The organism is Streptomyces sp. NPDC048479, assembly GCF_040651435.1.
Classification (GTDB): domain Bacteria; phylum Actinomycetota; class Actinomycetes; order Streptomycetales; family Streptomycetaceae; genus Streptomyces.
In genome coordinates this window covers 26,491-52,797 of sequence record NZ_JBEZKA010000038.1, presented here as the reverse complement: position 1 = coordinate 52,797, position 26,307 = coordinate 26,491, and the positions used below count along the sequence as shown (strand labels likewise).

General features: G+C 66.1%; 21 protein-coding genes and 3 pseudogenes. 12 read left to right on the top strand and 12 right to left on the bottom strand.

Going from position 1 to position 26,307, the window contains the following annotated elements:
- Positions 1–135: 135 nt before the first annotated feature.
- The 4 genes from AB0D12_RS36185 to AB0D12_RS36170 form a co-directional block, all read right to left on the bottom strand.
- The gene (locus AB0D12_RS36185) at positions 136–1,251 is read right to left on the bottom strand and encodes a hypothetical protein (RefSeq protein ID WP_362692816.1); all 1,116 of its coding nucleotides are present in this window, start codon (positions 1,249–1,251) and stop codon (positions 136–138) included.
- A gap of 338 nt (positions 1,252–1,589) precedes the next feature.
- On the bottom strand, positions 1,590–2,039 hold the full coding sequence (locus AB0D12_RS36180; protein ID WP_362692813.1) for a DUF6302 family protein: 450 nt from the start codon (positions 2,037–2,039) through the stop codon (positions 1,590–1,592).
- Positions 2,036–2,470 carry a DUF6415 family natural product biosynthesis protein gene (locus AB0D12_RS36175; protein ID WP_362692810.1) on the bottom strand — a complete coding sequence of 145 codons (435 nt, stop codon included), beginning with the start codon at positions 2,468–2,470 and terminating at the stop codon, positions 2,036–2,038. The genes AB0D12_RS36180 and AB0D12_RS36175 overlap by 4 nt, the downstream gene beginning before the upstream one ends.
- Positions 2,471–2,515: 45 nt before the next feature.
- Positions 2,516–2,995 (bottom strand): ATP-binding protein, encoded by a 480-nt coding sequence (locus AB0D12_RS36170; RefSeq protein ID WP_362692807.1) that lies wholly within the window; start codon positions 2,993–2,995, stop codon positions 2,516–2,518.
- A 167-nt stretch (positions 2,996–3,162) separates the two neighbouring features.
- On the opposite strand from AB0D12_RS36170, the gene AB0D12_RS36165 reads away from it, so the two are divergent.
- From AB0D12_RS36165 to AB0D12_RS36150, 4 genes are all read left to right on the top strand, one after another.
- Positions 3,163–4,563 carry a helix-turn-helix transcriptional regulator gene (locus AB0D12_RS36165; RefSeq protein ID WP_362692804.1) on the top strand — a complete coding sequence of 467 codons (1,401 nt, stop codon included), beginning with the start codon at positions 3,163–3,165 and terminating at the stop codon, positions 4,561–4,563.
- On the top strand, positions 4,560–5,444 hold the full coding sequence (locus tag AB0D12_RS36160) for an aminoglycoside phosphotransferase family protein (protein WP_362692801.1): 885 nt from the start codon (positions 4,560–4,562) through the stop codon (positions 5,442–5,444). Before AB0D12_RS36165 ends, AB0D12_RS36160 begins: the two co-directional genes overlap by 4 nt.
- A gap of 925 nt (positions 5,445–6,369) precedes the next feature.
- Positions 6,370–6,525, top strand: a complete 156-nt coding sequence (locus AB0D12_RS36155) for a hypothetical protein (RefSeq protein WP_362692798.1) — start codon at positions 6,370–6,372, stop codon at positions 6,523–6,525.
- Positions 6,526–6,595: 70 nt separating this feature from the next.
- Positions 6,596–6,865 carry a hypothetical protein gene (locus AB0D12_RS36150; protein ID WP_362692795.1) on the top strand — a complete coding sequence of 90 codons (270 nt, stop codon included), beginning with the start codon at positions 6,596–6,598 and terminating at the stop codon, positions 6,863–6,865.
- Positions 6,866–7,202: 337 nt separating this feature from the next.
- On the opposite strand, the pseudogene AB0D12_RS36145 reads toward AB0D12_RS36150, so the two are convergent.
- Positions 7,203–7,304: pseudogene (locus tag AB0D12_RS36145) on the bottom strand (transposase family protein); the annotation flags it as partial.
- 292 nt (positions 7,305–7,596) lie between these two features.
- A complete protein-coding gene (locus AB0D12_RS36140; protein ID WP_362692792.1) occupies positions 7,597–8,997 on the bottom strand; it encodes a Vps62-related protein in 1,401 nt (466 codons plus the stop codon).
- A gap of 724 nt (positions 8,998–9,721) precedes the next feature.
- Between AB0D12_RS36140 and AB0D12_RS36135 the strand changes: the two genes are divergently transcribed.
- The 3 genes from AB0D12_RS36135 to AB0D12_RS36125 all read left to right on the top strand — a co-directional run bounded on the left by AB0D12_RS36135 (position 9,722) and on the right by AB0D12_RS36125 (position 12,606).
- Positions 9,722–10,357 carry an HAD family acid phosphatase gene (locus tag AB0D12_RS36135; protein WP_362692789.1) on the top strand — a complete coding sequence of 212 codons (636 nt, stop codon included), beginning with the start codon at positions 9,722–9,724 and terminating at the stop codon, positions 10,355–10,357.
- A gap of 1,202 nt (positions 10,358–11,559) precedes the next feature.
- Complete coding sequence (locus AB0D12_RS36130) at positions 11,560–12,114, top strand: hypothetical protein (RefSeq protein ID WP_362692786.1); 555 nt, start codon at positions 11,560–11,562, stop codon at positions 12,112–12,114.
- A gap of 39 nt (positions 12,115–12,153) precedes the next feature.
- A complete protein-coding gene (locus tag AB0D12_RS36125) occupies positions 12,154–12,606 on the top strand; it encodes a hypothetical protein (protein WP_362692783.1) in 453 nt (150 codons plus the stop codon).
- A gap of 1 nt (position 12,607) precedes the next feature.
- Here the strand turns inward: AB0D12_RS36125 and AB0D12_RS36120 are convergent, their stop codons facing one another.
- Positions 12,608–12,820 (bottom strand): hypothetical protein, encoded by a 213-nt coding sequence (locus tag AB0D12_RS36120; RefSeq protein ID WP_362692781.1) that lies wholly within the window; start codon positions 12,818–12,820, stop codon positions 12,608–12,610.
- 271 nt (positions 12,821–13,091) lie between these two features.
- Here AB0D12_RS36120 and AB0D12_RS36115 point away from each other — a divergent pair, with 271 nt between their 5' ends.
- Both AB0D12_RS36115 and AB0D12_RS36110 read left to right on the top strand, forming a co-directional pair.
- Entirely contained in the window at positions 13,092–13,400 is a 309-nt protein-coding gene (locus tag AB0D12_RS36115; RefSeq protein WP_362692778.1) for a hypothetical protein, read from the top strand.
- Entirely contained in the window at positions 13,319–14,188 is an 870-nt protein-coding gene (locus AB0D12_RS36110; RefSeq protein ID WP_362692842.1) for a transposase, read from the top strand. Before AB0D12_RS36115 ends, AB0D12_RS36110 begins: the two co-directional genes overlap by 82 nt.
- Positions 14,189–14,201: 13 nt before the next feature.
- On the opposite strand, the pseudogene AB0D12_RS36105 reads toward AB0D12_RS36110, so the two are convergent.
- From AB0D12_RS36105 to AB0D12_RS36095, 3 genes and pseudogenes are all read right to left on the bottom strand, one after another.
- Positions 14,202–14,961: pseudogene (locus AB0D12_RS36105) on the bottom strand (transposase family protein).
- Between the two features lie 198 nt (positions 14,962–15,159).
- Positions 15,160–15,582, bottom strand: coding sequence for an ATP-binding protein (locus tag AB0D12_RS36100; RefSeq protein WP_362692775.1), 423 nt, complete (start codon positions 15,580–15,582; stop codon positions 15,160–15,162).
- Positions 15,583–16,978: 1,396 nt separating this feature from the next.
- Positions 16,979–18,895 (bottom strand): PP2C family protein-serine/threonine phosphatase, encoded by a 1,917-nt coding sequence (locus AB0D12_RS36095; protein WP_362692772.1) that lies wholly within the window; start codon positions 18,893–18,895, stop codon positions 16,979–16,981.
- A 271-nt stretch (positions 18,896–19,166) separates the two neighbouring features.
- Here AB0D12_RS36095 and AB0D12_RS36090 point away from each other — a divergent pair, with 271 nt between their 5' ends.
- The 3 genes and pseudogenes from AB0D12_RS36090 to AB0D12_RS36080 all read left to right on the top strand — a co-directional run.
- Positions 19,167–23,336, top strand: a complete 4,170-nt coding sequence (locus tag AB0D12_RS36090; RefSeq protein ID WP_362692839.1) for a HAMP domain-containing protein — start codon at positions 19,167–19,169, stop codon at positions 23,334–23,336.
- A complete protein-coding gene (locus AB0D12_RS36085) occupies positions 23,333–23,890 on the top strand; it encodes a response regulator (RefSeq protein ID WP_362692769.1) in 558 nt (185 codons plus the stop codon). Before AB0D12_RS36090 ends, AB0D12_RS36085 begins: the two co-directional genes overlap by 4 nt.
- 242 nt (positions 23,891–24,132) lie before the next feature.
- Positions 24,133–24,519, top strand: a pseudogene (locus tag AB0D12_RS36080) (transposase); the annotation flags it as partial.
- Positions 24,520–24,897: 378 nt separating this feature from the next.
- On the opposite strand, the gene AB0D12_RS36075 reads toward AB0D12_RS36080, so the two are convergent.
- Positions 24,898–25,329: a hypothetical protein gene (locus tag AB0D12_RS36075; protein ID WP_362692766.1), complete on the bottom strand. Its 432-nt coding sequence runs from the start codon at positions 25,327–25,329 to the stop codon at positions 24,898–24,900.
- A gap of 121 nt (positions 25,330–25,450) precedes the next feature.
- Positions 25,451–26,227: a transposase domain-containing protein gene (locus AB0D12_RS36070; protein WP_362692763.1), complete on the bottom strand. Its 777-nt coding sequence runs from the start codon at positions 26,225–26,227 to the stop codon at positions 25,451–25,453.
- Between the last annotated feature and the right edge of the window lie 80 nt (positions 26,228–26,307).

The following is a 26,307-nucleotide window of genomic DNA, read 5'->3' as shown; positions in this document are numbered from 1 at the left end:
CCCGCGTCGCGTTGTGGTCGGCGGCTCGATTCTCACGAAGAAACCATGCAGCAATAGGCTCTGCCACAAATCCGTCCCTACGTCATTCAATCGTCCCCTCGACCCACCCCATAGCCTTTTCGATCTTCTTGTTGTTCAGCTCCTCGTGCCCATCGATGCAGCCCTCGTAGCGCCGGTGAATGACCTCCGGCGAGTTCCCCGCGCGGCGGGCGCCGGCCAGGTGTCCACGCTGGGCATCAGGTCAGCGAGGGCGTGCGAGCGGGATTTGAGACGCGGGCCACGCACGAACAGGGTGACGGTGCCGGGCAGCATGAGCGCCTGATGCACCATCGGGTGCCCGAGCGTGTAGCTGGCCCCGGGCCGCTCTATGGCGACGATGCTGGGCAGAAGGTCGGCCTGGCCGAACTCGCCCTCACCGCAGTCCGTACGGCGGCGCACGACGTGCACGTAGCCGCCCGTCAGGATCCGTGTGACGAAGTTGTACGAGTGGTTGTGCGGGACCTCTTGGTTGACGCGGCGCGGGTTCATGTTCAGCCGAACTTCGAAGCCCCGCTTGGGCGCCTGGTAGTGCGCGAGGCGGTCGAGAAGCAGGGTGACCCGGCTTCCCGCGAGCCGGGCAGGGTCGTGTTCAATCTCGTGGACCAGGCGGGTGAGCAGTCCCCGGTCGGCGTCCAGTCCCTGCAGCAAGGCGCTGCCCTCCCGGTGTGTGCTGCGCACATCGGGGACGTTCATCGGCGGCCACGCATCCAGCCATGCCGGCCAGTCACTCGTGCCGCGGCCGCGGACCTCGGTGCTCTCCAATGCGTGGGCGAGCCTCTTGCGTGTGTCTCGTACTGCTGACCGACGCTCCTCCGCACTCGGCAGTACGCCCGTGTCCTTGAGGCGGCCGTCGGTCACGATCAGCTGGACACCGTCCGCGCTGCTCTGCAGCGTGCACAGCGTCCCGGCATGGGCAGCGAACGCGGTCTCGGGCGGGAAGCTGCGCACGTACTGCGGGCTTCGGCTGTCGACGTCCTGCTGATGCCGGTACGCCTCGAGCTCGATGCTCCCGGCCAGAGTGAGGACCACCGCGGTGTCCAACATCGGTCGGGGCCCGGCATGACCACGCCCGGCCAGACGGGCATAGAGGGTCAGCCCGTCGGAGGTGGGTCCTTCGACCTGCAGATACGTGTGGCCGTCCGCGGCGGAGGACGTCGTGGAGCCGTCAGCAGTGCTGGGGCTGTCGAGCAGGTCGAGGATGCGTTTGGCCAACGACCGTGCCCATCCGTCAATGTCTGCCGCCGCGATCGTAGGGACGTCGCGCGGGTCAGTTCCCTGGCGCAACAGCGCGGGGACGAAATCGGGGATCACAACTTCTCTTCGGTAGGGCGCCATTCGTGTGCGGCGCAGCAGTTCGACGGAAGGCCCCTCGCACGCCGAGGGGATAGACGACGCGCGAGGGGGTCGTACGCCGTCGGGCGGGCCGGCCGAGGCAACGGCCCACCCGAGGCTGTCTTCAGGTCCCGCGGGCTATCGCCATTGGGCAGCCGTGATAACGGTTGCGACGGTGAGGGCAAAGACGGTCATGCGCAGGATGTTTTGGGCTGACATCAGGCCTCCGGGGGCAGGGGTTCGGCGTCAGGCTGGCCGGAGAGGGTGCCTGTGGTCACCGTGGGATCCGCGAAAGGGTGAGGCACGCTGGGGCTGCCGTACCCGTAGAAGCGGGCGCTTGCTTCTCGAGACGGCCGGGCGGGAGGGCACTCGCCCCATTCGACGATCCACCGCTCGGATACGAGACGGATGCGCAGGAGAGGGAAGCCGGGCCGAGCGAGGAGCAGGTCACGTACTGCCAGCGCGACAGGCGCGGTGCCAGCGTCGAAATATCCGCCCCGTCGGGGGCCGCCGACAGGAACGGCAAGGAGCGGGGCCCGGTGGATGCGCACCGCCACGCTGCGGTCGAGCAGACTGGCGTCCGACAGGCGAGAGGCAACGAATTCGAAGTCGTACGCCTCGCCTGGGGGCAGCAACGCAATGCTCAGGGGCGTTGTCGCGGCGCTCACTGCTCGTCGTCCTCGTCGAGGGCTTCAAGCACGTCTTGCGTGACCAGGGCGAGGCGTCGAAGGTGCCCTCGGGCCTGCGCCCCGTCCGTGGGCGGTTCCTCTGCCCGTAACGCTTGCGCACGCGCAACGAGGGCCGTGACGTCCTCGCTGGGCGGGTCGTCGCGTCGTTCGAGCGCAAGGTCGACCAGCTGCTGAATGATGCCGCGTAGCTTCTGCGTCTGCGCTTCGACCTCGGGCGCGTCCGGTCGCGCGCGCTCGCCGAGGACATCCTCGAGGGCGTCGTAGGCATCATCGAGGGGCAGCCCAGCACGGAGCAGTTCCACGATGCGCTCAAGAACGGCGTCGTCACGGGACCACACGCGGGCGGGCTTCCTGCTGGTCCCGTCGAGTGTGCGCCGGACAGAGGGCTCCTGAGCCGTGGTGGGGGGCATGCGGGGGGTCTCCATGAGTGGGTGGGCTGCGATGGGGAGGCGGCGCTAGCGAGTCGGTGACTCGACGTTCTCCGGCGGCTGAATGAGGGAGACCCACACGTCCTTGCCGGTTGGGTTGGGCGAGACACCGAAGCCGTCGGCGACAGCGCGCACCAGGAGCAAGCCACGACCGCTCTCGTCGATGTCCTCGGGGCTGAGTAGGGCCGGCTGTCGAGGGTCGTTGTCACGAACGTTGATGCAGATGCCGTCAGGGATCCGCTGTACGAGCAGGCCTGCGCTCCGTCGGCCGCTCCGATCCCCTGCGGTGTGCTCGCAGACGTTGGCCAGCAACTCGTTCACGGCAAGGAGGGCCCGGTCGGTGAGCGTGTCCAAGCCGTCGCCCCACAGCTGAAGGTGTCTGGCCACGATGTGCCGAACCGGGGCGATGGCGCTCGGCGTCGCGTCGAGAGTCATCTCCAACTGCCCCGGAATACTGACCGTTAGTGCATGGGCGGCAGCCGCGGGGGCTTCGGCGAGTTGATTCATCGCAGTTCCGTTCGTTCGTCCAGAACCCCGTGTACGAGGCCTAGTTGCGGTGTGTACTGGTCCCTTCCCGTTCAGCAACTATTGAGGCAGTGCGGAGAGCGAACGTGCAGTGTCTGATGCCGACATCTCCACTAATCGGCATCATGGAGTCAAAGAGGGGCGAAGGAATGCCGCAGCCGGAGAAGCAGCTCAACCCGGGGGAATCCCCCGGAGCCTGGTTCGGCAGCGAGCTGCGTCATCGCCGGAAGCTGGACGGCCTGTCAGCTCGGCAGCTGGGCCGGTTAGTTCAGGTCAGCGACGATGTGATCCTGGCGATCGAGAAGGGGAAGTATCCGAGCTGTCAGCAGCCGCTCGCCGCACAGCTCGACGAGGTCTTGGATACGGGCGGCGTCTTCGCGCGGGCCTGGCCGATGGTGTTTGGCGATGCCGATAAGAAGCGGCGCGATGCCGATAAGCCGGCTGCTCCACCGGAGGAACGAAGTGTTCAGGTCACTCAAGGCCGCATCCTGGGAGGAGATGCACCGCCACCTCTGACCGGGAGTCCTGCGCCCGTGGACCGTCGCCAATTCCTCCAGGCCAGCAGCCTCGCTGCCTTCGTCCCCATAGACCTTGTCCAACTCGTTTCACCGTCCACTCCCGCTCAGCAGCCCGACACGATCAGGCCGCTCGACATAGACCAGGTCCTCGGTGTCGCGTCGAGCATCAGCCGCTGGGACAACTCGTACGGCGGCGGCGGGATGGTCCGGGACGTCTCCAGCCGCGCCATGCAGTGGGCCGCCGGCCTGCTGTATGCGGACTGCCCCGACGTCCTGCGCCCAGACCTGTTCGCGGCCGTCTCCCGCCTCGGGATCGTCGTCGGCGCAAGCGCGTTCGACGCGTACGCCCACGATGACGCCCGGCGGACGTGGAAGTTCGCTGCCGAGTGCGCGGAGGAGGCAGGCGACTGGCACCTCCGCGCCAAGACGTACTCCTTCCTGGCGCGACAGGCCGTGTGGGTGGGCGAGCCGGACGAGGGCCTGACCCACGCGGAGAAGGGCTTGGTCCGTTCCGACCGGCTGACGCCCACCGAGCGGGCGATGCTCCACACTGCGCGTGCCCGGGCGTTCGCCAGGATGAGGAACGTGCGGGACACCTTGGCCGCCGTGGGGCAGGCGGACGAAGCGTTCGCCGATCGAAACGCTGCCGAAGACCCGCAGTGGATGGCCTACTACGACGACGCGCAGCATGCCGGCGATACCGCTCACGCCCTCTTTGATCTGGCGGTCTTTGCCGGCCAGGACCCCGGGAAGGCGGGAGAGCGATTCTGGGCGGCCGTTCAGGGGCACGACCCGGCATTCGCGCGATCTCGTGCGATCTCAAGGACCAAGTTGGCGTCCCTGATGATGGCCACGGGGGATCCGCGTCAGGCCGCCGTGATCGGCCATGACGCCCTGGACGAGGTGGGGCGCCTGACCTCGCGGCGCGCGGTTGATGACCTGCGCCAGCTCGGGCGGTTCGCCGGCGCCCACGCCAAGCTCAGCGACGCCATTGACCTGCGGGAGCGGATCGCCGCTACCGTGCGGGCATGACGACGTCTGCAACCGCACCCGCTCTCCTCGCTCTACAGCAGGCGTGTGCCACCGTCGGCCTCGACCCGAGTACGGCCGTCCCCGTTCGGATCGCCGAGAACCAGATATGGCGCCTGCCGGGAGGTGTGATCGTACGCATTGCCCGGCCGGGCCAAGCTGCGGCGGCCCGCCGCGAAGTCCGGGTAGCTCAGTGGCTCGCCGCAAGTGGCGTCCGCGCCGTACGGCCGATCGATGTACAGCAGCCAGTTGAGGCTGACGGGCGACCGGTCACGTTCTGGGGAGAGCTGCCCGCGCACGAGCACGGCACCGAAACTGACGTGGCACTGCTGCTCAGGCAGCTCCACGCCCTGCCGAAACCGGACTTCGACCTCGGGTACCTCGATCCTTTCGTCCGCGTCGGTGAGCGTCTGCAGGCGGCCACGACGCTGAACGAGGACGATCGACGCTGGCTCCACGAGCTTCACCAAGGCCTCGCAGTGGCATGGGAGAAGCGGCCGGCTGGGCTGCCGGAGTGCGTGATCCACGGCGACGGATGGCCTGGGAACCTGGTCCGCACGGCCACCGGCCGGGTGATGATGGACCTCGAGCGGATGTCCGTCGGCCCGCCGGAATGGGACCTGGTCTCGACCGCCGTGCGCATGACGACGACAGGCGCCGTCCCCCGGGAGCAGTACGCCACGTTCTGCGACGCTTACGGCATCGACGTCACCACATGGCCCGGCTACCGCACCCTCGCCGGAGCCCGGGAACTACGCATGGTCACCTACGCTGCTCAGCACGCCGCGAGCAACCCGGAGTGGGCAGCACAGGCCCAACACCGAGTGGACTGCTTGCGCGGCCGCCGCGGTCCCCGACCTTGGAACTGGAAAGGGATCATGTAGTCCGGCGCGAGCCTTCTCGTCAAACGCGCGGACGTACGGGCCGCGAGCGACGCCCCAGCGGCGCCAGGCGCCCGGCGGCAGGGTTCGGCGTCGGCGATGTACCGGTCGAGGATGGGTTGCATCAACTTGCGGCCCGCCCGCAGGTGGTTTCGGCGCGATGCATGCGGCTTCCTCGGCGGTCTGTCCTTGAAGGGCGGCGGCGGAGGTTAGATTGAGGTCCGCAGGTCTCGCGAGCCATCGCCTTCCAGGCGGTGCTCTCATCCCGCAGCAGCGTGCGGCGTCGCATCACAGCGGCCGGTGCTCCGCATCGAACAGTTCTCCATCGGACCCGCGGTGCGGCAGCATCTGCGCCGGGTCGGCCTCGTCCGCCTCGACCATGCGCCACGGCTAATACTCCAGCCGGACTTCTTCATTCGTGCTGGTCAACGGCTTGGGCGTGGGGCGGTCTTTGCCGGGCCGTCCCACGAACGTGTGGCCGCGCTGCGTGTAGTGGCAACGCGTACTGGATGAGACCGCGTTCCTCAAGAAGGGGAAGATGTCGGCCGGGGTCGCCGCGCAGACGCCGGGATAACGGGAACACGGAGAACTGCCAGGTAGCAGTGTTCGCGTGTACGCGAACGAGCATGGACGGGCCTTGATCGACCGCGAGTTGTACCTCGGTAAGCACAGGGCCGGCGACATTGCGCGCTGTGAGAGTGCCGGGGTGTCCGCCGACCGCCGCAAAGAAGTGGTCACCAAGCCCGAGCTGGGCAGACGCATGGTCGAGCGGGCGCGCGGGCGAAGGTGCCGTTCGGGTGGGTGGCCGCCGACAGTGTCTACGGGCAAGACCGCAAGCTGCGGGCCGCACTCGAACGCCGCCGGGCCGGCTACTGATGGCGGTGGGCTGCGACGAGACCGTGCAGACCCCGGACACCAAGCCAAGCCCATGAGGGTTGACCTGCTGGTCTCCCGGTTGCCGCTGCTCTTTGAGCGCCGCTCGTGCGGCCACGGCGCGAAGGGCGAGCGGTACTACGACTGGGCCATGGCCGAGGTGGCCTGGCCGTCCGAGGCCGGGGTCCGCGTCGGGGTTGGACGCACCTGATGCTGGTCCGCCGCTCCATCAGCGACCGAGCAAGTTGGCCTACTGCGCCGTGCATGCCCGCCCCTCCACCATGTTGACCACGTTGGTGCAGGTCGCAGGGCTGCAGTGGTCGGTCGAAGACTGTTTTGAGACCGCGAAAACCGACTGCGGCCTGGACCAGTACGAGGTCCGCGGCTGGGACCAGTGGCATCGCCATGTCACCTCGTCCGTAGCGGCTTTAGCGTTCCTGTCGGTCACCGCCGCCCGAACCGCACACGCAGCCGAGGTGCGTGAGCAGGATGCCCCGGACCTGGATGCCCACCCCGTCATAGCGGCGCCGTCCCCGCAGCTGTCGGGGTGACCGGGCGTCTGATCGACTACACCGCCGAGAGGATCCGCCGACTCCTCCGCGAGGCCGCCTGGCACGTTCACCACACTCCTGCTCTCGTCTTCGCCCAGTCCGCATGGCGCAGAATCCACCAAACCATCAGCAAACGGACCTGCTACGAGCAACGCCGCCAGCAAGCTCTCGCATCACCCCTGTAGTACATGTGGCGAGCCGTACGGGTTGGGAAAGTTGTGAAGCGACCCTTGGCCCGTATGGCTCTCGCGCATCGTTTCTGCACGGGCGTCTCATGGGATCAACTCGGCAGGATCATCGCAGAATTGGCGGGACCATCGCCCTCGCTCAGACCCACCAGGGCTTCACGCAGACCCGGTGCACAGGCGGCCGGGACATCGACGGTCTCGTCGATGTAGCGCCAAGCAGTCGTGGCGGACACGCCGAAGCCCGCCGCCAGGTGGGGCGCGGCGTCTCGTTCTTACGCGGATCGGGAGGTGGCCTGTAAGCCTCCGTGCGGAGGACCAGCCCGGTCCTCTTGAGCGCGTTGAGCGCGCCGGTGTGGTTGGCGTGCGCCGGCAATTTCCTGCCGAACGGGCCGTTCGGGGTGTTCGGCTGAGCACGGGTCCTGGTAGCAGGACTCACGCCCGCTCAGTCTTTGGGAGCGGTTGTACACACCGGGACACGGTGCTGGTTATGGCGTTGGCCCGCCGTGACCACGGGCTGTCGGCAGCCTGGTTGCATCGATAGTCTCATTCGAGCGGTGTCAGAGGTGGTTGGGCGTAGTCGCGCTTCATGAGCGCGGTGGGGCCGTCTTCCAGTACACACTGGTCGATGATGGGGAGGCACCCTGATTCAGGGTTGCCCCAGCGGCTGGTGATGTTGAGCCAGGATAGAGATCCCTTGTACGAGCCGAGCGGCTGCCACTGGTATGGAACGAGCGCCGCTGCTGTGTCCCACATCATGCCTTGGTCGGTGTCGTCGGCAAGGTCTCCGCCTTGGGGCAGTTCGTGGTAGACGTGCCTGCCCGGCGTTGCGTATAGCTCGTGGGATCCGCGGCCTGCGTATGCGACCGGCTGCCAGTTGTGGAGCTCGACGTTCTTGTCTCCATAGAAGTACTGCGTGCCTCCCGAGTGTGAGCTCAGGAAGAGCTGGTGGGGCAGGTTGTCGACGAATCGGATGGCGGCGTGGCCCCAGTCGCCGACATGGTTACCGAATCTCTTGGTTCCGCCGATGCAGCCCGCCGGTGAATCCCATCCGACACACACTTCCTTGCCCTGGTTGTAGGGGTAGAACATCCAGTAGAAGATGTCTGTGATGGTGGTGGGGGCACCGTCCTGGGTGCGGTTGAGGATCTGTGCGTAGGCGGGGACGTCGCGCTCGTAGGGGCGCTGTCCGTAAAGGAACCTGGGGTCAGTGCACGAGTCGCATCCGAGCGGCTGTTTGGTGACCAGGTAGCCGTCTTCCTCCCGGACGTGAGGGAGGAAGTCCTCGACGTCAGCAGGAAAGTACTGCTCGTCGGAGTCCAGCCATATGCGGGGGGCCATGGCGCGGGCAGTCTTGGGGGTGACAGGGGTCGCGGAGAATGCCGGTATGTCGGTCATGGTCTTGTTGAGGACCCGGTACAGGCCGGCGTTTCCGGGCTGTTCGTGCGAAGTGCGCGCGACGAAGCCGGAGACGATCAGACCGTGGGCATCGATGGGAGCGGCCTCCCAGATGCTGACGTCCATCTCCGCTCCCGAGCCTTCATCGTCCCACACCTTTCGAGGCGTTCCCGGCGCGGTATAGACCGTCTTGATGCAGCGGACCACGTCGGTGGACGGCTTGCTGTAGCCGTGGGCCGCAACGCCGCCTAGGCATGTGTAGCCGGGAGGCGCAATCGGTTGCCACAGCGATCCGTCCTGGTCTCCGCCTGAGCCGTGGTCGCTCCATATCAGTTGGTAGTCGGTCGGGGGCTCCAATGCGTCTTTGGGACCCTTGACGACGAACGCGTTCGCGGGCGCTCGGTCGTGGACGTTCATAGCGACGTCGCCCAGGGAGTGGTAGCCGGGCATGTTGCCCAGGTCCGGCCGCCAGACGGCGACATCATCGTCGGCGCCGGTTCCCGAGTCGTCATAGATCTTCGTGAAGGAGCCGATGGTGCGGACGCTCAAGGGTTCGGGAGCAGGTGAAGGCTTCGCCGGAGCCGGTGAAGGGTTTCTCATGTTTGCCGAGGTTGCTACCGGGGCCGTCACGGCGAGGGTGCCCACTGACACCAGAGTGCCCGTCACTGCCGTGAGAAGGAGGCGGGTTGACCATTTGGACACGTATTTGACCTCTCGTTCGCACTATGGACGACGTCCGGCCGCTGGTCGCAGACTCGTTGATACGCCGGATGCTTGGGCGGTAGAGCGCGGACCGCTTTCTGTCGCACCGTCAGGGTCAGCCATACTTCGGCCCAGGTGTATGGCCCTGTGAGGTTGGGCCCGGCCCTGCGGCAGGCCAAGGCTTCCCATGGGCCGATTACATCCCCCCTTCATCTCCTCGCATATCGTGGTCAGGCGGTGACCCGGGCGCGGAGGATCATATTCCGGTCTAGCGGCGACGGGTATTTCAGTGGAGCCCGCGACGCGCCACGCACCACCTGCTGCGGCAGCACTCAACTACGCAGGCCGGAGGGGCACCTGAGGACAGAAGCATTCCCCTCAACTGCTCGGCCTGCACCTGCCGTTGCGTAAAGTTCCGCGGGAGTAATTTACGTCACGTAAAGCGGACTTCCCAGTTCCGCCCCGAGGGCTGCCCCTGTAAGGAACGAGCCGTATATGTTACACGCTCGCAGCATGATTCTGGGCTACGTTTCTGAGCCAATTCCCCATAGCGGAACGGATAGATGCACTCATGCCTGTTCGCTCTAACGTGTTTATCTCGGCACTTGGTGCGGTCGTCATCACGGTGACGACGGCCCCCTTCGCCGATGCGTCCTCGACGGCTCTCCCTTCCAGCCCCGATTCTTCGTCAGTTGACCTGCCGGGCAGGTCGGACGTTCCCTACGAGATCTGGCAGAAGGACGTTCAGGAGGTCGCGCATCGGGCAAGTGCCTATCTGCACGCGCGCACGCGGAGCCTCAAACCGAGTGAGCGTGCTGCGATAGTCCTGGACATTGACAACTCTGCCCTGGAGACCGCCTACGCGGACGAACTACCGATCCCGCCGGTCCAGGCTGTCTTGCAGGTCGTGGTGGCAGCCCGCTCGAACGGCGTCAAGATTTTCTTCGTCACGGCCCGTACGGAGATCGCGGATGCAGCGACGAAGGCTAATCTGCGGCATGCCGGATACCCTGTCGACGGCCTCTACAGCCGACCGGTTACGAAGGCTCTCGAGAGCCCGGCCGAGTTCAAGACGGCCAAACGCAAGGAGATTGAGCGGGACGGGTACACGATCGTCGCGAATATCGGAAACACGGTGACGGACCTAGTCGGCGGCCACGCGGAGCGGGCGTTCAAGCTGCCTGATTACGACGGCAAGCTCTGGTGACGCCGGTCACTGCAGAATCCGGCTCGGCACGGGAGTCGTCCGCTGCGAGCAGCCACGGCGGCAGGTGGAGCGGAGTTGCACCGGTGCCGGGGGTTTTCGCTTTCCGTGCACCCCCGTGCAGGTCATCATCGAAGCCGGCACCAACTCGTCGTGACCGCCGCGCGACCTGCTCCGGGCAACAAGGCCGCAGGTCGGGCGGAACTCCGGCCTGGCCGAGCAGTGTGAAGACTGTCACGTGCTTGGCGAATCTCGCCGGCTTCTTCACCGAGGGCGGGGACAGGTGCGGCCACCTCCCCGTAGGTGCGGGAGGAGCCCAGCGAGACCGACAATTTTCCGCCGTTACGTTCTTCGCGGTCCTGCAAGAGGGCCGCTGGCCTCCGGGCCCGGCATGACTGTGTCCCCCTCGCCAGCCGCTCCCGCGTCCATCCCCGCGCCTGACGAAAGGCGCGCTCCTGCTGTGCCAACGCCTGGGCGCGGGCACTTTCTTGACAGCTCGCTGCCGGTCGACCTGCCATTTGGCGGCGATCCTAACTTCCATTTGAATGGAACCGCGAATCGGCGTGATCTGAAACGAAGCAAGTTCCCCGCGCTGGCCGTCTATCCATCATCCGGATTGCACAACACCTGGCCGGCGCCCCGCCTCTGCCTGTGCCACGAAAGAAGCGATCGTGACGCTCTCCAGACAGGTAGCTACACGCCGCGCCGCACGGCCAGCAGCATCTGGCATGGGTCATGTCTGGCCGGCCACCGACCACACCTGTGATTCGTCCGGTGCCGGTGGCTCGTCGCCGAACCGCCACGGCATACAGGTCAGTTGCTCCAGATGCGTATCCGGCGGGGCGTCTTCGTGGGGGAGCGGGGTTGGAAGGCGGCGCGAACGGCCCTGGGATGGCCGCCCCAGCAGCCCTTCCTTCGGGATGCTGTCGCCGCCTGGCTGAACGTCCCGATCCCGGGCTGGCGCACGGACACCGGCCGCGGCAAGGACCGGATGGCCGGGCACTTCGTCCATGCCCGTAACCCCGTCGGCCGCTACCAGCGCGAGAACGGCGATGAGTATGTCGAGATCCGGTCGGTGGGGGAGTGGTTCGACACCACCGGCGCTACCCCTGCCGTCGTCCGCGACGCGTTCGTCCTGCTGTGGAAGGCGCTGCGCGCCCACTGGCCCGATGCGGTCCTGATGGGCTCGCCCTCGCAGACCGGCCGTGACCTGTGGACCCGCACGATCCCCCACCAAGGGCCAGTTCGCCGACGGCTACCTCGCCTCCCGCGCGGTGTGCGCCCTGCTCCTGTACGGCATCGGCTCCTTCGCCCAACGCCCCCGCATGGTCACCGGCACCACCCCCCGCACCATGGAGCGGGACGTTCCGCCCGACGCCGAAATCATCGGCTTCGACAACGACACCATCACCTGGCAGCGGCCCGCCGGCTTCACCCGCGACCCCAACGCCCACCCCGAATGGGCCGCCAGCATCTGGTCCGGCGCCCGCGCCGCCCTCCTCTCCCAGCGCATGCGCGAGGACACCACCCACGTCGGCGCCCTGCACGCCCCGCCCAAAACCGTCGTTGCTTTCCGCACCGACGCCGTCTACCTCACCCAGCCCCACAACTGGCCCTACCACGGCCAGCCCGGCGACTACCTCCGCAAAGGCCAGCTGAACGGGCCGGTACCCGCACCTACCACCGAAGACGAACTCCTCGCCCTGCGCGACAGGGGCCGCGCCGTCCTCCAATCCGCCCGCACCACCGGGCAGGCGTGATGCCGGCGTCCGCGCAACCGCCGCCCCGCAGCACGCCAGTTGAACGAGGCCGCACGCCTCGCCGACCAGCTCCAGGCCTCACGAAGCGGGACATCGCCCGCATCATCAACCGCGAAGCCTCGCTGGTCTCCCAGTTCTACACGCGCGGCAAAGGAAGCCGCGTTCGTCCCCGCCCTCACCCACGTCCTCGCCGCCGTACAGACCGCAGGCATCACCGACCCCGCCGAACTCGCCGCGATCGCCGCCCCACGCATCACCCGCCGCACCACCGCCTCCGGCGCCCGAGCACGCGTACGCACCAAAGCCGTCCTCATCACCCCCACGGGCACCGGCACCGGCACCGGTCGCGCCGGAGTCCAAGCCATCGCCTCCGGCTCCGCCCGCCTGCGGCCCCTGATCGCCGAAGCCGCCCGGCAAGGACTGCGCCTGGCGTTCACCCTCCGCATGCCGAAGACCGGCCGGCTACATTCTCGCCTCCGGCAGCCGCACTGACTCACCCGGCAGCCGCCGAGACGTCATCCAGCGCGCCGACCACACCGAGGAACGCTCTTACGGCTCCGCTGCCACCGGCGGCTTCGACGCAGCGGACTTTGCCCGCCGCGTCGACGCCGCAGGCGGCGACGTCACCGCCGCCGTCCAACAGTGGCTTGTCGAGACCGGCCGTAGTCCACCCTGGCGCCCACATCACCCATCTCGAGATCCGCACCTGGCGTCCGCGATAAGGGGGCCGGTTCCGCACCACCGTTCAATGTCGCGGCCTCCCACTGGCCGGGGCTCCGACCTGCGCGTCGGTCGGGACGCTGCGATGACTGCTACACCGTCGACCGCGCAGTGAGTCACCTCGGCGAACCGCTTCGCGCCGACATGTTCCGGGTGGCATTACTCGTGTACCTGGTTGTAATGCCCAGGCAGGTTGGTTGAGTTCGTGCGACGAAATGGTCTGAACCTGTGAGGTGACGAAGGCCTCCAGTTGTGGAGTGGAGCTGTCTAGGAACCGCTCCGCCAACCAAGAGGCCTTCGTGTCTCTCGACGGGGTGCTCGTGCTGGCCCACTCCGAGGAGCGGGACGCCGCCGCGACCTGGAAGAAGACGTTCGGGCACCACCCGCTGATGGCCTTCGTCGACCACGGCCGAGGCGGCAGCGGGGAGCCGGTCGCCGCTCTGCTGCGGCCGGCAACGCGGGCAGCAACACCGCCGTCGACCACATCACCACGGCCCAACTCGCCCTGGCCCAACTCGCCCTGGCCCAGCTGCCGAAGAAGTACCGGCGCGAGCGGCAGACACTGATCCGGACTGATTCCGGCGGCGGCACCCACGAGTTCGTGGCCTGGCCGGCCAGACGCGGCCGGTGGTTGTCGTACTCGGTCGGCATGACCATCACCGAGCAGATCCACCACGCCGTCCTGAAGGTTCCCGGCCCGGCCTGGAGGGCGGCCACCGAACCCGGCGCAGAGATCCGTGACGGCGCTTGGGCCGCCGAGCTCGACGGCGACGTAGTCAAGGGCCGGCCGCAGGGAATGCGGCTGATCGTCAGCAAAGAACGCCCGCACCCCGGCGCCCAGTTGCGCTTCACGGACGCCGACGGACTGCGGCCGACCTGCTTCGCCACCAACACTACCCACGCGGCGATCGCAACCGCCTCGAACTGCGCCACCGCCAGCGGGCAAGAGCCGAGGACCGCATTGGAGGAGCCCAATGCCACTGGCCTGCGCAACCTGCCCCTCCACGACACTGCGCAGAACCAGATCTGGCTGGAGATCGTCCAGCTCGCCCTGGACCTGCTCGCCTGGATGCCGATGCCGGCCCTGACAGGCTGGGCCCGGCTCTGGGAGCCCCGCCGCCTGCGGATCCCCTCTGTTCTCCGCCGCCGCCCAGCTCGTCACCACAGCCCGCCGCCGGCACCTGAAATTCGCGACGCACTGGACTTGGACCAACGTGATCACCGACGCGATCGAACGACTGCAGGCCCTTGCGAACCCCGGCTGACCAGCAGTCACAACCCACCCCTACGACCAGAACCCGCACGCCGGAGCCGCGGAACCCGGCGCCACCCGACGCGACAGTCGGGCCACTGAGCCCTTTCCAACTTCAGGTTGAGGCGTGGTGAAGGACGAGGACGGCCTTCATGATGTCGGTGATCCGGTTGGTGCTGCAGGGGAGCTTGCGTAGCAGGCGCCAGCCCTTCAGGAGGGCCATGGCCTGCTCGCCGAGGCACCGGGTTTCGGCGTGGGTGCTGTTGTGCCCTCGCTTCCAGCGCTTGAGCCGGCGGCCCCGGAAAGGTACGCGGACATGGCGGCCGGCCCCTTGGTACGCCTTGTCCGCCCAGCACTTTTGGCCCTGCTGTTGCGAGCGCGTCGATGATGCCGTGTTCGCGCGCGGTGGTCAGGTCGTGGGTGGAGCCGGGCAGGGCCGCGGAAGCCCACAGCAGTCGGCCGAAATGGATCCGTGAGGATCTGGACGTTCATGCCGTGGCGCTTGTGTTTCCCGGAGTAGTACGGGGTGTCGGCGGCGTTCCGGTCGATGGGCAGGAGGGTGCCGTCCAGGATCACGTACGCCTTCGTCCGGACGGTCGTCATTGCCTGGGCCAGGGTCTGAGCGTGGGCGCGGCCCGTACTTCGACGGCTTCGCATATGTAGCGATAGACGGTCGCGACGCCGATCTCGAACCCGGAGGCAAGCTGGGCGGACGTGTCGCCGCATCGCAGGTGGGCCAGGGCGAGCAGGGCCTGACGGCCGACGGGCAGGCGCCGCCATCGCGTGCCGATCTCCCGCCGGTGAGCGGCCAGTTGCCGGGTCAGGTGCCGCAGCGTGTGGCTGGACAGAGCGATCGACGACGGGTAGACAAGCACGCGAAGCTCCTGGCGGACACGGGTGATCTTGGTCGAGCACCCGTCTACCAGGAGCTTCGTCGTTCCGTACAGCCCATGCCCACCAACACCCCGACGCCACAGCCAGGTTGGAAAGGGCTCACTGGCTTGCCCGCACCCCGTCCAACAAGCCGAAACGGCCCACCAGATGAAGCGGCAAGCCGTCACGAAGGATCGAGGCTAGGGAATGAGGACGGCCCTGACTGTCTTTCCGCCGACTTCCTGAGGATGGAAATCGAGGCACTTGGACAATGAGGCGACAATTCCCAGTCCGTAACCACCGCAAGCTAGGGCCGCCTCGGAAGGCGGGGCGGTGGACAGGGAAGGCAGGGCGGGAATGTGCGGATCACTGTCCCATACTTCGACCACTGCTTCGTCTCCTGAGACTTCCAGACTCAGCCTGCAGGGACCCGATGAGTGGCGGTAGGCGTTGGTCACCAGCTCGGACACCACGAGAGTCAGGTCTCCCTGACTCTCAGGCGGCCATCCTGCGTTCCTGGTGAGCTGCTGGCAGGCGGTTCGGACTTGCGAGAGCGGCCCTTGTCCTCCTTTGATCCATATCTCGAACCTCTCCGATACCGTTTCTATGAGGGGGCCGTCCACCTGTGATCACCTCCTGAACCACTGCCACCGAGTACCAGGCGGTGTCAGGCTATGGAGCCCGGCGCATTTGCGGAATGGGGGTTGCCTGAACCGCACCGGGTTCGGGCGGGCGGGGTGACTTTCAACTCGACGTTGTGCCGTATAGCTGGTTCCAGTGTCCGGGGGTGGGGGCCGTGACGATCACGATGCTCTTTCGCGGGGTTTGAGATGTGTTGGCAGGGTTGGGTTCGCGGACCCCGGGGCCAGGCATGATGCAGCTCACTTAATTGGCCGCGATCAGCGGGCCGTCAGCCGCATCATGCAGTGCAGAAGCCGGCAATTCGTTCTTGAGTCGGTTGAGTTGGTATCTGCCGTCGCGCGGGAGCTCTTCTTGTTCCGCGTAGGGCTTGCTGCCTGCTGCGTTGTGGCGGCAGGCAGAGGCTGCCGCGGGGCGATGGCGCGGACAGGTCGGCGGGAGCTTCCATGCGGCTGCACGACGGCCAGTGGGGGAGTCGCTGGTGGCGAGCCGTTGTGAGGACTCCTGGACGGCCTGAGGGCTGTCCTCCGTCAGTGGGGGGCCGATCAGCGACAGAGAGGACTCCCTTCCCGGAGTGGCGGCCTCGATCCGTCCGGTGGCGTGCCGGGCCCGGTACGGCGAACGCTTGATCGGCCTTGGCGTTGCCCAGCCGGCCGGCTTAGATCCTGAAGCCTGCGGGCGAGGCGGCCAGCAGGCCCGAGCAGAATCGGTGTCTTACGGTAGCCGGACCGTTGCAGGAAGCGTTGACACCGAGTACCTGAGCGGCGTGTGCGGCGGGCTCCGGCCCGCCCTTTGGGTTGGAGCGTTTGCTGTGGCCGGCTGTCCAGTTAGCCGTTGCCAACGCTGTCGGGTCACCGGCCTCGGAATCCCGCGGTGTGGGGCTCTTGCTGCTGTGGCCCTGGTGGATGCATCTTCGCTGGATTTGGTGTTGCACCTGCGGCAACTGGGTTGGCTCGGAGAATCCCACCTCGTACGGTGGTGTGCCGAAGGCGTGCACCTGAGGGGAGGCACGGGGTGGCCATGACTGCCCGCGATCACGACTCCGCCAGACGCAGGGTGCAGATCGCATCCATCGATGCGATGCGATGGTGGCGGCGTCGGCCTTGCACTATCGTCCGGCCGCTCTGGCACGTGCAGGAACCGTCTTTGTCGATGGTTCGAAGGAACGGTCCACGCAACGCCGCGCCCCTCACACGTCGAAGGTCTGGTCGCCACAGTCGGCAATGAGATCGTTGCCGACCTCGCATACAGACCTACAAGCGATTGCACCCTCGCGGCCTCTTCGGCGGCGGCGGAGGCGAGAACGACAGTGAGGTTGCAGTGGCTTCCGATGTGTATCGAGGCACCCGAATAACCGCTGTCCCAGTGGCTCGCCGGCAGTCAGTTAACACCTCTTCTGGGCGTCGGCCTGTTGGGCACGTTCATCGGCGCTGCCGGCGGCAGAGCCTTCACGACCAGGATCGCAAGGTCATCCCCGACCGGCTCAGTACTGAAGTCGTACACGGCCTGCCGCACCCGGTTCGCCACGGCCGCGGCGCTCAGGCCGGTGCACCGGCGCAGCGTGTTCTGCAGACCGTCGTCGTCGTCGAGCTGCTGGGTGCCTCTGCGGCGTTCGGTAACGCCGTCGGTGACGCACAGCATTATCTCGCCGGGCATGAGGTCGAAGGAATCGGCACTGAACTGTGCGTTGCGATCGACACCCAGGAGGATCTGCGGCTCCGCCGCAGGCTCCACCGTGCCGTTCGTGAACAACCGCAGGGGCAGTGGGTGACCGGCACTGGCGAGCCTGCAATGCACGACGCCGGAAACCGTGTCCGGCTCCAGTTCCCCGTACAGCAGGGTGAGCAAGCGTCCATATGCATGCTCTCCGCCGCAGGCCGCGGTTTCGGCGCCGTCGTCCGTCAGGGCAACGTTCAGCCGTTGGAGAACGGTCTCGACGCTGTGACCCTCGCCGGCCAAGAAGCGCACCATGTGACGGGCCAACCCCGTGAGGGACATCGCTTCGGGGTCCTTGCCCTGTACATCGCCGAGAAGGAAGCACCAACGACCGTCCCCCTTGGGGAAGAGGTCGTAGAAGTCCCCACCGACGGTCTGTGCCTCCTCATGCGGCTCGTAGGTGACTGCCGTATCGAGCCCTGGCACGCACGGAAGCGAACCAGGCAGCTGCCTGCTCTGCAGTGCCCGACTGATGGTGGTCTGCCGAGAGTACTGGCGCGCTGTGACAACCGCCTGGGCGACGAGCCTGGCCATGCTTTCGACTTGATGAATCACACCGGCAGCCTGTCGGTGATTGGCGCTGCCGAGAACAATCACGCCTTGGCAGGAGCCGCCCGCCACCAGCGGGAGCGCAATTGCCCTTCCCCTGTCGGCATTGATGACGCCCGCCAGCGTGGGCAGGGGGAACCCCCCTGCCCGAAGCGTGTAAGGGGGCGGGTTCTTTTCGAGTAGTTCCCGCAACGGTTCGATGAGCTGTTCATCCGCGTGCCAGACACGCGATAGCCGCATCTGGCTCTTTATCCCGCTCAGCCATACTCCACACCAGTCGGCAACCCTGGGCACCAGGAGTTGCCCTGCGAGTGCGGCCACCAAATCTTCATCGAGTTGACCGGCGAGCAGTTCGCTTGCCTCCGCCAGGAATGAGTGACCGAGACCTTCGTGCTGAACATGCAGAGTAGAGCCATCCGGCGCTGCTGTAGTTACGTCCGGAGCCATGGTGGGCGGGCTGTGCTCGCGAGCATCCGTATGGGTACTGAGCGTCTCCCCTTCATCTGCCGGTACTTTCAGGCGGAATCTCATTGAGTATTCAGCGGGTGCGTACGCCTGCCGGCCGGGGCTGCCTGTGCCGTAGCATGTCTCTTCAGTGGTCGCTGCCAGCTGGTGGGCGACCTCTGCGCCCCCTTCACCCGCATGTTGCTCCAGCTCTGGGAGGGCGGCACTTTCCTCTTTCTGACGCGAGGAACCCCCTGTGACCAGCCAGGGCGTGAGCGGCCAGCGGCCGTCGTCGATCCGGCAGATGACCTCGACTTCGGTACCTGTGTCGCGGCCTTCTTCAATGCGGCAGATGACCTCGACATCGCTTTCGGCGTGCACGACAGCGTTGCTGACCAACTCGTCGACTCGAAGAACGACGGCGTCAATCAGCCGCTCATCATGGGCTTGTACCAAAGAATCTGAAGTGACCGGCCGTTCGGCCAGCAGAGTACGCATGAACATGCATGCGCCGACAACTGCACTGTCTGTTGGCAGTAGCCTGATTCGGGATATCGATACTTTCAGGCGAGGGGACGACGGATTCATGGGCCACCTCGGTTGAGGTCCCTGGGCCTGGCTTGGTTCCCAGATTTAGTGTGAAGCTACCTTACTTGAGATCCCCGCGGCTGCCTATACTACTATCCGTTCACAGGGGGGAAACGGTAGAGATTGGCTGCTGGCTATGACTTCCAAGCCCGACTCGCCCGACTCCATGGCCTCCGTGAGTCAGGAAACGGAGCCCCGGCACACGGGGATTCCGGACGCGCTCGGGAGCCAAGAAGTGAGTTTGGCTGAGCTGCGTCCGCTGCTCGCCGCAATGCATGCCTTGTGCGATGGCAACTTCACGGTCCACGTTCCTGGTCCGGACCGCGGGATTGCCGCCGAGATGGCCGGCGTGTTCAACCAGATCGTGGCCCGCAACCACCATCTTGCCGTCGAGTTGCAGCGTGTACGTCGCGAGTTTGTGCGGGAAGGCAGGGTGGACGCGAGGCTCACCGCCAGCCCTGGCCCAGGGGCATGGGCCACGAGTGTGGACGCAGCCAACACCCTGCTCGAAGCTCTCGTGGTGCCGATGGTGAACGCAACGCGCGTCCTGGAGGCAGTCGCCGATGGTGATCTGACGCAGCACGTGGATCTCTACGACGCAAACCGTCAGCTTCGAGGTGACCTGCGCCGCCTGGGGTGTGGTGTGAACCGTATGGTCGACCAGCTGTCCAAGTTCACCGCCGAGGTGACCCGGGTCGCCCGCGAGGTCGGCACCGAGGGCCGACTCGGCGGACGGGCGAAGGTGCAAGGGCTGTCCGGAGACTGGCGCTACGTGACAGAAGCTGTCAACACCATGGCATCGCGGCTCACAGCGCAGGTACGCGACATCGCAGTCGTCACCACAGCGGTGGCACGGGGTGATCTTACCCAGCAGGTGACGGTGGAGGCGACGGGCGAACTGCTTGAGCTGAAGCTCACGGTGAACACCATGGTTGACCAGCTCTCGGCGTTCGCTGATGAGGTGACCCGTGTGGCCCGCGAGGTCGGCACCGAGGGCCAGTTGGGAGGGCGCGCCCAGGTCCGCGGCGTCTCGGGCGTCTGGAAGGACCTCACCGACAATGTCAACTTCATGGCGTCGAACCTTACCTCCCAGGTCCGCAACATTGCCCAGGTCACCACCGCCGTCGCCAACGGCGATCTCAGCCAGAAGATCACCGTGGATGCCGAGGGCGAGATCCTCCAGCTGAAGCTCACGGTGAACACCATGGTTGACCAGCTCTCGGCGTTCGCTGATGAGGTGACCCGTGTGGCCCGCGAGGTCGGCACCGAGGGCCAGTTGGGAGGGCGCGCCCAGGTCCGCGGCGTCTCGGGCGTCTGGAAGGACCTGACGACGAACGTCAACTTCATGGCCGACAATCTCACTTCCCAGGTCCGCAATATCGCCCAGGTCGCCACCGCCGTCGCAGAAGGAGACCTGGGGAAGAAGATCGCCGTCGAGGCGAAGGGCGAGATTCTCGAGCTGAAATCCACGATCAACACCATGGTTGACCAGCTCTCGGCGTTCGCTGATGAGGTGACACGCGTCGCGCGCGAAGTTGGTACCGAAGGAAACCTTGGCGGGCAAGCCCAGGTCCGCGGTGTGTCGGGCGTCTGGAAGGACCTCACCGACAACGTCAACTTCATGGCACTGAACCTGACATCCCAGGTCCGTAACATTGCCCAGGTGACCACCGCCGTCGCCGACGGCGACCTCTCCAAGAAGATCACAGTGGACGCGCGCGGCGAAATCCAGCAGCTGAAGGACACCGTCAACACCATGGTTGACCAGCTGAGGGGCTTCGCTGATGAGGTGACCCGTGTGGCCCGCGAGGTCGGCACCGAAGGACGCCTGGGCGGGCAAGCCCAGGTCCGCGGTGTGTCGGGCGTCTGGAAGGACCTCACCGACAACGTCAACTTCATGGCCGACAACCTCACTTCCCAGGTCCGCAACATCGCCCAGGTCGCCACCGCCGTCGCTCAGGGCGACCTGTCCAAAAAGATCGACGTCGATGCGCGAGGTGAGATTCTGGAGCTGAAGACCACCATCAACACCATGGTCGACACACTCGTCTCCTTCTCCTCCGAGGTGACCCGCGTGGCCCGCGAGGTCGGCAGCGAGGGCCAGCTGGGCGGCCAGGCCCGCGTCGAGGGCGTCTACGGCACGTGGAAGCGTCTCACTACGAGCGTTAACGAACTGGCATCGAACCTCACGACCCAGGTCCGAGCCATCGCAGAGGTCGCCAGCGCTGTCGCCCAGGGCGACATGTCTGGAGCAGTCTCAGTCGAGGCGAAGGGTGAGGTTGCCGAACTGCAGCACAACGTCAACCTCATGGTGGCCAATCTCCGCGAGACCACTCGCGCAAAGGACTGGCTCGAGTCCAACCTCACCCGAATTGCCGGCCTCATGCAGGGCCACCGCGATCTGGTCGAAGTCGCGGACCTGATCCTGCGTGAGCTGACCCCGTTGGTCAATGCGCAACTGGGAGCATTCTTCCTTGCAGAAGAAGGCGCCGAGCAAGGCGAAGGGCTGCAGTTCATCGCCGGTTACGGCACCCACGTCAGCAGTGGCAGCAGCGTCAAGACCAGCTCAGCGAGTCTGGGCGGTGGGCTGATCGCCCAGGCCGCACTGGAGAGGAAACGCATACTCATCACTGATGTTCCGCAAGATTACATGAACATCAACTCCGGTCTCGGCACCGCAACTCCCGTAAGTATTGTCATCTTGCCCATCCTCTTCGAAGACCGCGTGCTCGGTGTGATCGAGCTTGCGTCGCTGAGCAAGTTCAGCGAAGTCCATCTCGCTTTCATCGACCAGTTTGTCAACACCATCGGTGTCTCGATCAACACCATTATCGCCAACGCCCGCACCGAATCGCTCCTCTCGGAGTCCCAGCGCCTCACCACTGAACTGCGGAAGCGCAGCAACGAGCTGCAGAGTTCCAACGCCGAACTCGAGGAGAAGGCAGCCTTGCTCGCCTCGTCCTCCCAGTACAAGTCCGAGTTCCTGGCGAACATGTCGCACGAACTGCGCACCCCCCTCAACTCCCTCCTGATCCTCGCCCGCCTGCTTGGCGACAATCCGGACGGACGGCTCTCCGAGCAGGAGGAGCAGTTCGCCTCCACCATCCACCGCTCCGGCTCCGACCTTCTGCAGCTGATCAATGACATCCTGGACCTGTCCAAGATCGAGGCCGGCCGGATGGACGTTCACCCCAAGAAACTGCCGCTCACCAAGCTGCTCGACTACGTCCACGCGACGTTCCGGCCACTGACCATCGACCGGAACCTGTCATTCAACGTGTCGGTCGCTGACGACGTGCCCCGCGAGCTGTTCTCCGACGAGCAACGGCTCCAGCAGGTGCTGCGCAACTTGCTCTCCAACGCCGTCAAATTCACCGCCACGGGCGGTGTCGAGCTACATGTCTCACGAGCGGCAGGAGCTGCGTTCGACGAGGAGGCGCTGCGCAACGCCGACGCAGTCCTCGCCTTCTCCGTGACGGACACAGGAATCGGCATCGCGCCTGACAAGCTGTCGGTGATCTTCGATGCGTTCCAGCAATCCGACGGCACAACCAGCCGCAAGTACGGGGGAACCGGACTGGGTCTGTCCATCAGCAGGGAAGTTGCGGGGCTTCTCGGAGGCCGAATCGTTGCAGAGAGCACACTAGGCGTCGGATCCCGGTTCACACTCTATGTACCCTCACGCCACCTCGCCGCCCCCACCCCTGCAGACCCCGCTGACTCCAAAGCCGCTGCCCTCACCCCGACTCCGAGCGAGACGGGGCATGAGCCGGGAGAAGCGCAGACCCGGGCCTACGCCCCGCGGCCGATCGCCCTCATGCCGAGTAGCCATGGCGGTGAACTCGCCGGCCAGAATGCGTGGGCCGGGGATGGTCAGGACGACAGCTGGCCCGAAAGCACACGGCTTGCGGAGTGGCAGAGCGGGCGTTGCGGGCAGTTGCTGTCCGGACGCCAGGTCCTCATTGTCGATGATGACATCCGGAATGTCTTCGCACTCACGCATGTGCTCGGCCGAGTGAGTATCACGGTCAACTACGCCGAGAACGGCCGTGAGGGGCTTGAAGTACTGGACCGACACCCGGACGTGTCCTTGGTCCTGATGGATATCATGATGCCCGAGATGGACGGGTACGAGACAATCCGCGCCATCCGGAACATGCCGCAGCACACCGCTCTGCCGATCATCGCACTCACGGCCAAGGCCATGCCGGGAGACCGTGAGAAAGCCATCGAGAGCGGTGCCTCGGACTACGTGCCCAAACCAGTGGACGTGGACCGCTTGCTGTCCGTGATGTGCGGGCTGCTCGCACCGGATGACGATCTCTGCACCGACGATGAGGCAGAAGCCGATCCTCAGCGACTTACCCCGGAAAAGGACCTCGCTACGACAACCACCGACAAGAGGAGACCCATGAGCACCGATGAAACCGGCAAGTCATGATTCTCATCGTCGATGACATGGAAGAGAACCTGGTCGCGCTCGAAGCCGTACTCGGTTCGCTCGATCAGGTCGTGCGCGCACGCTCTGGAGAAGAGGCTCTCAAAGCGATGCTCCGCCAAGATTTCGCAGTAGTGCTGCTCGACGTGTATATGCCTGGCATGGACGGGTTCGAAACAGCCTCCAACATCAAGCACCTCGACCAGACAAAAGATGTTCCCATCATCTTGCTGACCGGCGCCGATACCGATGCCGACTACGCCTATCGGGGGTACGCCGTCGGTGCCGCCGATTTCCTGACCAAACCGTTCGACCCCTGGCTGCTCCGTACCAAGGTCAACGTTTTTCTGGAGCTTCACCGAAAGAACCGCCAGCTTGCCGACCAGGCAGAGCAGTTGCGGCGACTGCTGGTCGGTGAAAACAGCTCCCCGGAGACGTCGAAGACGTCAGCCGGAGGGGACATGGAGGAGCACAGGAGCCGGGAAGGGACGGGGACTGACACCGTGGGAACTGCAGCGGGCGACGAGGATTCCACGGCTGGCTCGTCGAGAGGCTGACCGGATCGAACTACTCTTGCGCGAGACCGGGGGAAAGCAAGGAGCCCGGCTCGCAGACCATATAGCCGACCGGGGAACGAGTCGTAGAGAAACCGCACGGCGGTCGGCATACGTGATCCCGTTCTCTTGAGCGCAGACTCCCTGCTTTGGCAGGGGGCCGTTTCGTTTGAGTACGGCGACTGTTGGGGCGGAAACGCGAAAGTGCCTTCCTGACCTGGGACGATGGACCTTGCTGAGGGGTTCTGTCGGTCCAGGCGGAGGGCACTTTCTACGTGCAGGCTATCGGGTTGCGTCCCAAGGTCCATGTCAGTGCCGATGGTTCGGGGGTGGTCGGTCATGCCGGGGCACGGTTACTGGCTGATCTCGCTGATGCCACCGGACTGAGTGCCGCGTACTCCACTGCGCTCAGGCGGCTTCGGACGCGCGGGACTGGGCATGATCCGGGCCGGGTCGCCACCGACCTGGCGGTGATGCTCGCCGACGGCGGCGAGGCCATCGCGGACCTGGCCGTACTGCGGGACCAGGCAGGGGTGTTCGGTTCGGTCGCCTCGACACCGACGGCCTGGCGGCTGCTCGCCGACACCGATGAGAGGGCACTGGCTTCTCTGCGCTCGGCGCGTGCCCCGGCAACTACACTTCCCCAAGCCGCATAACCCCGTGTCCAAGATCAGGGGTCGGGGCCCAAGGCCGGGTAGTTAGCGTTTTCGCAGGTCATGCAAGTGGGGCTGGGGACCACGGTGTTGCGGCGTAGAGGCCGGGGCCGAGCTTGTGGATGAGTCGACTGGCGGCCCACCGATTCAGTTGTCTGTACATGGTCTCCAGGGTGACGTCGCCGAAGTGGGCGGCGATTTCACGGGGCTGCCAAAGACGCGTGGGGTCTTCCTGGAGCAGGGCCAGGATGCGGTGTCGGCGCCGCGCGGCTGGGGTGGCGTTCCGGTCGTCCCGAGAGACCGTGGGCAGCGCGGGTGACTGATCCACGGGTTCGAGAACAGTGACGTCGAGGCGGGTTACGGTGCGGCTGGTGCCGGGCGGCCGCCTGCGTGGCGCTCGCTGTAGCGGGACATCGGTGACTTGACCTTGCGGGTGCTGACGCGTTGCCGGCGGGGCGGGGGCAGGCCGGTCAGGATCCGGCGGCCGAGCGTCCCGAGAGCCGTGTCCCGATCGGTGTCCGCGGGGATGATGCCGGTGGCCTGGATTACCTGGTCGCGGGCGGTGTGGAGCGCGATGCTGAAACAGCAGCGGTCCGGGCCGGTGCCGGGGACGGACTCGGCGGCACCGACCATCACGGTGCGTAGTGCCTGGTAGAGCGTGAGCAGGGAGCACATCTCCTGCTCGATGCCTGCCGGGTCGCCCGAGCGGAGGTTGCGCCCGTTCATGATCGTGTGGCGGAGCGCGTAGTACGCCGATTCGTGTTCCCACCGCTGGTGGTAGAGACCCACCAGTACGGTAGCGGGGTGGCGGCGGGCGTCGGTCAGGGTCGTGACCAGTCGGTAGGACCCGGTGAAAGACGCGTCCCGTCCGCGCAGGTCACGGCGATCTGTGCGTCGATGATCCGCACTTTCACGGCGCCGATCGCCGACAGGTAGGAGCCGTCGACGAGGCGGGTGAGGACCGGCCCAGGACCTGGACGCCGGTGTCGGTGACTACCGCGAGGAAGGCGTTGCTGTCGAATCCCTTGTCCCACAGCACCAGCATGTCCGGCCGCAGCAGATGCAGCAGCCGGCCGGCGTAGCTGGTCTCGCCCTCGGCGGTGGGCCGAACACCGCGCCGACCAGAGCCCGGGTGCCGGTCTCGACCAGAGTCATCAACTCCAGACTCCAGCGTCGGATAGCCATGATGCGAAGTCCTGCCCAGCCAAGCCCGGTTCCGCTCGGAATCGGGAACCCTCAGCGAACTGCAGCCGTCGAACGACACCATCCGCCAGGGGCCGAACCGCGCCCCTGGCGTCGTCGGCCGGGCCAGCAACCCGGCCAGCACCTCGAACAATGCCCGCACCGGCGCGCTGCCGATCCGCCGGCGCAGGTCACGCAACGCCTTCGCCGACGGACAGACCACCGGCATCCCGGACAGACCCGCGGTCAGCTTGTCCCAGACCAGCCGGTAGCCGACCTCGGGAAAGAGGCACATCGCCAGCAGGAAGTAGACCCCGACCCGCGATGGCAGATCACGCAGCCGACGCTGTACCGCCCTCGTCTCCGCAAGGATCGCGTCCACCAGCTCGAACGGCACCACGGCAGTCAACTCGCCCAGATGCCCGGGAGCGAACCGGCCCGCGGCCACAGTGACCGTACGGGTGATGGCCGTCAGCGCAGACGGCAGGACACAATGACGGGGCAACGGAGCTCCTTCGGGACAAGCTGTCTTGGTCGACTGCCTGTACCAACGAGCTCCGTTGCTCTGTGTCAGAAATCCGTCAA